At 57.2% G+C, this 568-nt stretch carries 1 pseudogene; it reads right to left on the bottom strand.

Annotated elements, in window-relative coordinates:
• Positions 1-568 (bottom strand): annotated as a pseudogene (gene rpoB, locus CXQ97_RS19050) (DNA-directed RNA polymerase subunit beta); the annotation flags it as partial.

The raw sequence follows: 568 nt of genomic DNA on the forward strand, positions 1-568 counted from the left end.
CGCATTTGATGTGGAAGACGTTGGTATCGTAGAAGGCGTCCAGGATCTCTTCGGTGCTGTAATTGAGCGCACGCAGAAGCACCGACGCCGGCAACTTGCGGCGACGGTCGATACGGACGAACACTGCGTCCTTCGGATCGAATTCGAAGTCCAGCCAAGAGCCACGGTAAGGAATGATACGAGCAGAATACAAAAGCTTACCGGAGCTGTGAGTCTTGCCACGGTCGTGATCGAAGAACACGCCCGGCGAGCGGTGCAGCTGGGAGACAATAACGCGCTCGGTACCGTTGATGATAAAGGTACCGTTCTCGGTCATCAGGGGGATTTCCCCCATGTAGACTTCCTGCTCCTTGACTTCCTTGATGGTCGGCTTGCTGACTTCGCGGTCCAGCAGCACCAGGCGCACCTTGGCGCGCAGCGGCGACGCATAGGTCAGGCCGCGCTGCTGACATTCCTTGACATCAAACACCGGCTCGCCCAGCGCATAGCTGACGAACTCCAAGCGCGCCATTCCGTTATGGCTGACAATCGGAAAAATCGACGAGAACGCCGCCTGCAGACCTTCATT

This window comes from Arthrobacter sp. B0490, from assembly GCF_002929355.1.
Classification (GTDB): domain Bacteria; phylum Actinomycetota; class Actinomycetes; order Actinomycetales; family Micrococcaceae; genus Arthrobacter_D.